Origin of the sequence: Actinomadura sp. BRA 177, assembly GCF_013372625.1 — a bacterium.
Classification (GTDB): domain Bacteria; phylum Actinomycetota; class Actinomycetes; order Streptosporangiales; family Streptosporangiaceae; genus Spirillospora.
The window spans coordinates 33348-41969 of record NZ_JABXFD010000407.1 but is presented as its reverse complement, the minus strand read 5'-3'; the positions used below and the strand labels follow the sequence as shown (position 1 = coordinate 41969).

General features: G+C 69.9%; 9 protein-coding genes. 7 read left to right on the top strand and 2 right to left on the bottom strand.

Translation table 11 applies throughout. The features are described 5' to 3' along the window. Window positions 1–567, bottom strand: a 567-nt coding sequence (locus HUX53_RS24635) for a phosphatase PAP2 family protein (protein WP_309237417.1), incomplete at its 3' end; no start/stop codon positions are given. A gap of 200 nt (window positions 568–767) precedes the next feature. Here HUX53_RS24635 and HUX53_RS24630 point away from each other — a divergent pair. From HUX53_RS24630 to HUX53_RS24600, 7 genes are all read left to right on the top strand, one after another. Further along, window positions 768–1739, top strand: coding sequence for an ABC transporter permease (locus tag HUX53_RS24630; RefSeq protein WP_176405593.1), 972 nt, complete (start codon window positions 768–770; stop codon window positions 1737–1739). 13 nt (window positions 1740–1752) lie between these two features. Continuing rightward, the gene (locus HUX53_RS24625) at window positions 1753–2538 is read left to right on the top strand and encodes an ABC transporter ATP-binding protein (protein WP_176405600.1); all 786 of its coding nucleotides are present in this window, start codon (window positions 1753–1755) and stop codon (window positions 2536–2538) included. Window positions 2539–2748: 210 nt separating this feature from the next. Next, window positions 2749–4149 (top strand): ABC transporter substrate-binding protein, encoded by a 1401-nt coding sequence (locus HUX53_RS24620; protein ID WP_176405592.1) that lies wholly within the window; start codon window positions 2749–2751, stop codon window positions 4147–4149. 4 nt (window positions 4150–4153) lie between these two features. Then, window positions 4154–5239, top strand: a complete 1086-nt coding sequence (locus HUX53_RS24615; protein ID WP_176405591.1) for an ABC transporter ATP-binding protein — start codon at window positions 4154–4156, stop codon at window positions 5237–5239. Continuing rightward, complete coding sequence (locus tag HUX53_RS24610) at window positions 5236–6174, top strand: carbohydrate ABC transporter permease (protein WP_176405590.1); 939 nt, start codon at window positions 5236–5238, stop codon at window positions 6172–6174. The genes HUX53_RS24615 and HUX53_RS24610 overlap by 4 nt, the downstream gene beginning before the upstream one ends. Next, entirely contained in the window at window positions 6171–7046 is an 876-nt protein-coding gene (locus HUX53_RS24605) for a carbohydrate ABC transporter permease (protein ID WP_176405589.1), read from the top strand. The genes HUX53_RS24610 and HUX53_RS24605 overlap by 4 nt, the downstream gene beginning before the upstream one ends. A 52-nt stretch (window positions 7047–7098) precedes the next feature. Next, the gene (locus HUX53_RS24600) at window positions 7099–7617 is read left to right on the top strand and encodes a YbhB/YbcL family Raf kinase inhibitor-like protein (RefSeq protein ID WP_176405588.1); all 519 of its coding nucleotides are present in this window, start codon (window positions 7099–7101) and stop codon (window positions 7615–7617) included. Window positions 7618–7626: 9 nt separating this feature from the next. Here HUX53_RS24600 and HUX53_RS24595 read toward each other — a convergent pair whose 3' ends face one another. Further along, window positions 7627–8610 carry a helix-turn-helix transcriptional regulator gene (locus tag HUX53_RS24595; RefSeq protein ID WP_176405587.1) on the bottom strand — a complete coding sequence of 328 codons (984 nt, stop codon included), beginning with the start codon at window positions 8608–8610 and terminating at the stop codon, window positions 7627–7629. Window positions 8611–8622 lie beyond the last annotated feature (12 nt).

Below are 8622 nucleotides of genomic sequence, written 5' to 3'. Positions count from 1 at the left end.
GTGCGCGGGCGCCGGTGTGTTCCTCTTTCTGCTTCGTCGGCAGCGTCGGAGGTGTAAAAGGGACAGGCCCGCGAGCGCGCCGATGCCGAGCCCGGCGAGGACGTCGCCCGGGTAGTGGGCGCCGGTGTAGACGCGGGAGAACGCCACCGCGGCGGCCGTCGCCGCGACCGGGACCGCCACCCGGCGCGGCGCCTCCAGCGCGACACCGGCCGCGAAGGCCGCGGCGGACGCCGAGTGCCCGGACGGGAACGCGTGCGAGGTGGGCAGCTTCCAGCGGATCCGGATCGGCGGCACCAGGTCCACCACGGGCCGTTTGCGGCGGAACGCCTGCTTGCCGATGATGTTCACGGCCGGGCTCGCCACCGCGATCGCGATCGAGCCGCGCAGCGCCGCGCGCCGCAGCCGGGCCCGTCCGGTGAGCCCCATCACGCCCGCCGATGTGAACCAGAGCACACCGTGGTCGGCGAACCGCGACAGCCTCGGCAGGACGTACTCCAGCCCGCGCAGCCGCGCCGCCGCCACCCGGTCGAACGCCCACCGGTCGGCCCGCCCGAGCCTGCGCAGCACCCGGGACCTGGGCGCCGGGACCGGCTCTTGACGACGCCGGATGGCGAACCGTGACGACGCGGTGCTGCTCCGTGAGTGATTGACCCGCATGTCCGGGGTATCCCCAGGGGCGCCGACATGATTCCGTAAAGATCTCAAATCGGGGGTCACATGCGGGCGAACGTCACTCTCGACTCATCGACTGCAATAGGCTTCGCGACATGAGTCACCCGGAACGGCTCGGTTCCCCGGGTGGCGAGTCGGTCGACACGATCGCGGAGCCTCTTCACGTGAACGAGACCCTGGCCGACTACGCCGCACGACACGGGCTGAGGCAGAGCGCTGCGCGCCCCCCGCTGCGCAAGTACATCCAGGATGTGTGGGCTCGCCGGAACTTCATCTGGGCGTTCGCATCCGCCAAGAACATCTCGATGTACACCGACTCGCGGCTCGGGCAGGTCTGGCAGCTGCTGACCCCGCTGCTCAACGCGGCGGTGTACTACCTGATCTTCGGCCTGCTGCTGAACACCAGCCGCGGGGTACCGGACTTCATTCCGTTCCTGGTGACCGGCGTCTTCCTCTTCGGCTTCACGCAGCGGTCCGTCACGTCCGGCGCCAAGTCGGTCGGCAACAACCTGTCGCTGATCCGGGCGCTGCACTTCCCCCGGGCGACGCTGCCGCTCGCGATCGCGATCGTCGAGTTCCAGCAGCTGCTGCTGGCCCTCGTCGTGCTGTTCGCGATCGTGTTCGCGTTCGGCGAGCCGCTCACCTTCAACATGCTGCTGTTCGTCCCCGTGGTGGCGCTGCAGCTGATGTTCAACGTCGGCATCAGCATGGTGATGGCGCGGCTGGGCGCGTTCAACCGCGACATCACCCAGCTCCTGCCGTTCGTCATGCGGACGTGGCTCTACATGTCCGGCGTCATCTTCAGCCTGCCGTCGCTGATGAAGCCGGGTTCGAAGCTCGCCGAGTACCCGATCCTGGGCGAGCTGCTGAAGGCCAACCCGGCGTACGTGTACGTCGAGCTGAGCCGGCACGTCCTCCTCGGGGAATACCGCGATCATGTCGAGAACGACCTGGGAATACACTCGACGGGCCAGTTGTGGCTGTACGCCCTGCTCTGGGCCGCGGTGATGCTGGTCGGCGGATTCATGTTCTTCTACCGTGCCGAGGAGCGATACGGCCGTGGCTGACACGAAGGTGCGCATGAACCCCGCCGCCGACCCGGTGCAGATCGACCCGTCCCGGGACCCGATCGTCGTCGTGGACGACCTGCACATCGTCTACCGCGTGTACGGCGCGGGCGGGAAGGGCAACGCGGCCAGCGCGTTCTCCCGCGTCATCCGCCGCCGGCACCGTCCCACGATGACCGAGGTCCACGCGATCAAGGGCCTGTCGTTCGTCGCCTACCGGGGCGAGGCCATCGGGATCATCGGCACCAACGGGTCCGGGAAGTCGACGCTGCTGAAGGCCATCGCGGGGCTGCTGCCCCCGCACCGCGGCGGCGTCTACACCAACGGGCAGCCGTCCCTGCTGGGCGTGAACGCCGCCCTGATGAAGGACCTCACCGGCGAGCGCAACATCGTCCTCGGCTGCCTCGCCATGGGCATGACCCAGGCGGAGACCAGGTCCAAGTACCAGGAGATCGTGAACTTCGCCGGGCTCAAGGAGGGCTTCATCCAGTACCCGATGCGGACGTACTCGTCCGGCATGGGGGCGCGGCTCCGGTTCGCGATCGCCGCGGCGAAGACCCACGACGTGCTGCTGATCGACGAGGCCCTCGCCACCGGCGACGCCAAGTTCAAGCGCAAGAGCAAGGCCCGGATCGACGAGCTGCGCAAGGACGCCGGCGCGGTGTTCCTCGTCGCCCACCAGCTCGACACGGTCAAGGAGATGTGCGACCGCGTCATCTGGATCGACGAGGGCCGCATGCACATGGACGGCGACCCCGAAGAGGTCGTCGCCGCCTACACCGAGGCCACCGGCAAGTAGCGCGCCCGGAAAAGCAGCGCGCGGGGAGAGTGGGGCGCCCGGGAGAATGGGGCGCCCGAAACCGGTCACCGGCGGGTAACGCGGGCATGCCGCTGTGGCCGGCGTGGCCGGTGAGGCCAGAGTGACGCAGAGTTACCGGATCGTCTCTGGATGAGTCCGCTTCGCCGATCTACTTTCGAGGGGAGACCTTCAGCGGCGAGGGAGACCCCCATGGCCGAGCGGCTGAGCAGACGCGGCTTCCTATCCTCCACGGCGCTCGCGGCGGGCGGTTACGGTCTCCTGGCGGGATGCGCCAGTGAGTCCAGCGGCCCGCAGGCGAACAACACCGGGAACGCTCCGAAGGAGGTGTTCACCGCCCCCGCGAAGAAGCTGAGCGGCTCGCTCAGCATCCTGATGTGGAGCCACTTCGTGCCCCGGCACGACAAGTGGTTCGACAAGTTCCTCTCCGACTGGGGCAAGAAAGTCGGGGTGGACGTCCGGGTCGACCACATCAACACCGTGGACGTCCCCCGCCGGGCCGCGTCGGAGATCCAGGCCGGGCGCGGGCATGACCTCATCCAGCACATCGCGCCGTTCTCGCAGTACGAGCCGTCCGTCCTCGACATGGCGGACGTGGTGCAGGAGGCGAACCGGCGCTGGGGGAAGCAGCAGGAGCTGTGCCGGGTGTCGAGCTACAACCCCAACACCAAGAAGTTCTACGCCTACTGCCCCGGCTGGACGCCCGACCCCGGCGACTACCGCAAGTCGATGTGGCAGAAGGTCGGCATGCCGAACGGGCCGGCGAGCTGGGACGACCTGCTGCGCGGTGCGGCCGAGATCAAGAAGCAGACCGGGGTGCCGTGCGGGATCGGGCTGTCCCCCGAGACCGACTCGAACATGGCGGCGCGGGCGCTGCTGTGGTCGTTCGGCGGGGCCGTCCAGGACCAGAACGAGCAGGTCGTGATCAACTCGGACGCGGCGGTCGCGGCCGTCGAGTACATGGCGCGGCTGTTCAAGGAGGCCGAGACCCCGGAGGTCTTCTCCTGGACGCCGGCGTCCAACAACCAGGCGCTCATCGCCGGCAAGTCGTCCTACATCCTGAACTCGATCTCGGCGTGGCGCAGCGCGATGGGCACCAACCGGACGATCGGCGACGACATCTTCTTCGTGCCCGCGCTGCGCGGCCCGAAGGCGTCGTACGCGGCGCAGCACGTGATCCAGCAGTGGATCGTGCCGAAGTACGCGGGGAACGCGGACGCGGCGAAGGAGTTCCTGCTGCACTACACGGCGAACTTCGCGTCGGCGACGTACTTCTCCGAGATGTACGACCTGCCGGGCTGGCCGTCGCTGGTCCCGCAGCTGGACGGCTGGCTCGACAACGACCCGTGGGGCGCGAAGCCCGCGAACAAGCTGAGCCTGCTGAAGAAGGCGACGTCGTGGAGCGCGAACATCGGCTATCCGGGCCCGTCCAACCCGGCGATCGGCGAGATCTTCAACACCAACGTGCTGCCGACGATGTTCGGCCGCGCCGCCCGCGGCCAGAAGTCCCCGGAGGATGCCGTCGCGGAGGCGGAGGACCGCATCAACGCGATCTTCAAGAACTGGCGCGGCCGCGGCCTCGTGGGCGGCTGAGCCTATGAAGACCGTAGAGGTCAAAGGGCTGGTGAAGACCTTCGACGGGCACGTGCGGGCCCGGCGGGGGCGGTCGGACCAAGTACGGGCCCTGGACGGGGTCGATCTCGCGGCGGAGCCCGGCGAGTACCTGGTGCTGCTCGGGCCGTCCGGGTGCGGGAAGACGACGCTGCTGCGCACGATCGCGGGCCTGGAGCACCCCACGGAAGGCGAGGTGCTGATCGACGGGAACGTCGTGAACGGGCTCCCGCCGCGCGTCCGGCAGATCGCGATGGTGTTCCAGTCGTATGCGCTGTATCCGCACAAGACGGTGATGGACAACATCGTCTTCCCGTTGCGGGCGGAGGGCATGGAGCGCGGCGAGCGCGAGAAGAAGGCGCGGTGGGCGGCGGAGCTGCTGGAGATCGAGCCGCTGCTGCGCCGCAAGCCGCGCCAGCTGTCGGGCGGTGAGCGGCAGCGGGTTGCGCTGGCGCGGGCGCTGGTCCGCGACCCGGCGGTGTTCCTGCTGGACGAGCCGCTGTCCAACCTCGACGCGAAGATGCGGTCCACGGCGCGGGACGAGCTGAAGCGCTTCCAGGAGCGGGTCGGCACCACCACCATCTACGTCACCCACGACCAGGCGGAGGCGATGGGGCTCGGCGACCGGATCGCGGTGCTGGAGCACGGCCGCGTCCGGCAGGTCGGGACGCCGCAGGAGGTGTACGACGACCCGTCCGACACGTTCACGGCGACGTTCATCGGGTCGCCGCCGATGAACCTGGTCAGGCGGGACGACGTGCTGGTCGGGTTCCGTCCCGAGCATCTGCTGCCCGCCGAGAACGTCGCGCCGGCGGAGCGGGTGACGATGCCGCTGCGGGTCGAGCGGATGGAGTACCTGTCGGGCGACCGGCACGTGTACGGGACGGTGACGGGCATCGGCGAGGAGACCCGCGTCATCGCCCGGCTGCCCGCAACCGTGGACACGCCGCTGGAGTCCGGGGAGACGCACGAGTTCGCGGTGCCGTCCGGCCGGCTCCGGTTCTTCGACGCCGAGGCGGGCACCCGCCGGGCCCCCGTGCCGGTCGGCGGGCCGATCGGCGGGCCGGCATGACGCACGCGCGGACGGGCCCGAAACCGGTCGCGGTGGAGGCGCCGCGCGCGAAGGCGGGGCTCGCCGACCGGGAGGGGTTCCTCGCCTGGGTGATGCTGCTGCCGTCGGTCGTCTACATCATCGCGCTGGTCGGCGTCCCGTTCCTGCTCGCGATCGCGTTCGCGTTCTCGGACGTGACGACCGGCGACCCGTCCTTCGACTGGGGGGGGTTCCAGAACTTCGACGCGGTGTTCGCGGACGGCGTGTTCTGGCGGGCGCTGCGCAACACGCTGGTGTTCACGCTGGTGAGCATGGTGCTGATCGTCCTGTTCGGGAAGATCCTCGCCAACATCCTGGTCGCCGACTTCCGCGGCAAGTGGTTCGTCCGGTTCCTGGTGCTGCTGCCGTGGACGACGCCGGTCGCGCTGTCGACGATCTCGTGGCTGTGGTTCCTCGACTCGATCTACTCGCCGGTCGACTGGGCGCTGCGCCATCTGGGGCTGATCGACGCGAACATCGTGTGGCTCGGGAAGCCGGGCACGGCGATGGCGTCGGTGATCGCCGTGCAGACGTGGCGGCTCACCCCGCTCGCCGCCGTGATCGTGATGGCCGGCCTCGTCGCGATCCCCCGCGACATCGACGAGGCGGCGCGGATCGACGGAGCCGGGTTCTGGCGGCGGATGTTCGAGGTGACGATCCCGCTGACGCTCCCCGTCATCGCCGTCGCCGGCCTGTTCGGCGCGATCATGACGTTCACCGACATGACCGTCCCGTACGTGCTGACGCGCGGCGGCCCCACGCACTCGACGGACGTGCTCGCCTCCTGGGCGTACTTCCGCGGCATCGAGGGCGGCGACGTCGGGCAGGGCGCGGCGATCGCGCTGTTCCTGTTCCCGCTGCTGCTCGCCGGGGCGATCGCGATCCTGCGCACCGTCCGCCGATTGGAGGGCCAATGAGTACCGACGTCGTCGCGCTGCGGCGGAAGTACGCGCGGCGGCACGTGGCGGCGCGGTGCGGGGTGTACGCGGCGGCGATCCTGGCGGCCCTGGTGTGCGCGCTGCCTTTCCTGTGGAGCGTGATCAGCGCGTTCAAGCAGAACCAGGACCTCTACAACCCGGAGAGCAACCCGTTCTTCTTCAACATGCCGGCGACGCCCGACCACGTGACGTACCTGTTCACCGACACCCCGTTCCTGACATTCGTGATCAACACGCTGATCGTGGGCGCGGTGGTGGTGCTGATCACGCTGGTGCTCGCGCTGCCGGCCGCGTACTCGCTCGCCCGCCTCGACCGCCCCTGGGGCACCCCGATGGGCATCGCGATCTTCATGGTGTACCTGGTGCCGCCGTCGCTGCTGTTCCTGTCGCTGACCCGTGTCGTGGTGGCGCTGCACCTGGAGGACACCCTCTGGTCGATGATCGTCGTGTATCCGACGATCACGATCCCGGTGTCGGTGTGGCTGCTGATCGGGTTCCTCAAGGCCGTCCCGAAGGACGTCGAGGAGCAGGCCATGGTGGACGGCTACAGCCGCTTCGGCGCGTTCCTGCGGACCGTCCTGCCACTGGTGTTCCCCGGGATCGTCGCCGTCGTCGTGTTCAGCTTCACGCTCACGTCCAGCGAGTTCGTGTACGCGCTGGCGTTCGTGTCGGCGAGCCCGGAGATGGTCGTCAGCACGGGCGTGCCGACCCAGCTGATCCGCGGGGACGTGTTCTTCTGGCAGTCGCTCCAGGCGTCCACGGTGATCACGGCGGTGCCGATCGCGTTCCTGTTCAACCTGTTCCTGGACCGTTTCGTCACCGGGTTCACGATGGGCGCGGTCAAGACCTGATCGTCCTGATAGAGATGGAGGGACACGCAGAAAACTGATGTAGGAGGTCGCCATGGCCAAGCCGCCGCTTCCGAGCGAGTACCTGCCCGAAGTCCCGTCGTTCACGGTCACCAGCGAGGACGTCGCGGAGGGCGAGACCCTCGCCGACAAGCACGTCTTCAACGACTGGGGCTTCAGCGGCGGCAACGAGTCGCCGCAGCTGAGCTGGTCGGGCTTCCCGGCCGAGACCAAGAGCTTCGCGGTGACCTGCTACGACCCGGACGCGCCGACCGGCAGCGGCTTCTGGCACTGGTCGCTGTTCGACATCCCGGCCACGGTGACCGAGCTGCCGACCGGCGCCGGCACCGAGGACGCCAAGGTCGGCGTGCACGCCCGCAGCGACTACGGCGTGAAGGCCTTCGGCGGCGCCGCCCCGCCCCCCGGCGACCCGCACCGCTACGTGTTCACCGTCCACGCGCTGGACGTCGAGTCGCTCGGCGTCGACTCCGACACGTCCCCGGCCGTCGTCGGCTTCAACATCACGGCCCACACCCTGGCCCGCGCCACGATCATCCCCGTCTACGGCACCTGATCCCGGCGACTACCTCGCCGGTGACCCGCCGGCGAGGACGTCCCCGACGGCCGTGCGGCGGTAGAGGACCTTTCTGCCGCTGCGCTCGCGCGTGACGAGCCCTGATCCGCGCAGTACCGCGAGGTGGTCGCCGACCCCGCCGACGCTCATCCGGAGGTGGGCGCTCAGCCACGTCGTGGTGGCGGGTTCGGCGAGCAGGCGGAGCAACTCGGCGCGGGTGCGGCCGATCAGCCGGTCGAGGGCGTCCTCGTCGCGCGGCGCCCGGCTCTCCCAGAGCGCCGCCACTCCCCTGGCCCGGTACATCAGCGTGTACGGCCAGTCCTGTTCGAGTGCGGCGCCGAGCTCGGAGAACACGACGGGCACGAACGTCAGCCCGGCGCCGCCGAGGCGGTAGGTGGCGTCGGCGTGGATGTCGGCCTCGATGACGCCGTCCCGCCAGCGCACCTGGCGGGACAGGCCGTCGAGGGCCTCCGCCCAGCCGTAGGCGGCGAGGCGTCCCGCGCGGTGGACGATGTCGCGCTCCAGAATCGAGCGCAGCACCGTCCAGTCCGGCTCCACCAGGGCGCGCCAGACGGTCTCCAGCCCGGTGGCCAGGCGCTCGACCATGTCGGACGCGTCCAGCACGTCCCGGATCGCCGCGCCCGGCTCTGGTAGCCCCTCCAGATTCCGGACGATCTCCCGGCGCGCCTGGTCGAGCGGCGTGGCCCGGACGGTCGCCAACTGCTCGGCGACCGTGAGGTTCGGCCGGGCGGGCGGCGGGACCACGAAGTCGGCCATGTAACCGTGCGGGCGCCGCAGGAAGGCCAGCGCCCGGACGGCCGGGTCGCCGGCGACCTCCCGGTAGGCGGGACGGGACCGCTCCACCCACGGGCCGAGCGGCCCGACCGGCATCCGGCCCGCGACCAGGCCGAGCGCGCTGTGCACCTCGATCAGCGGCGCGATCCCGAACCGGCTCGCCGCGAGGTCTCCCGGCCCCACCTCGATGCGGTACATGCGCGGCCCCTC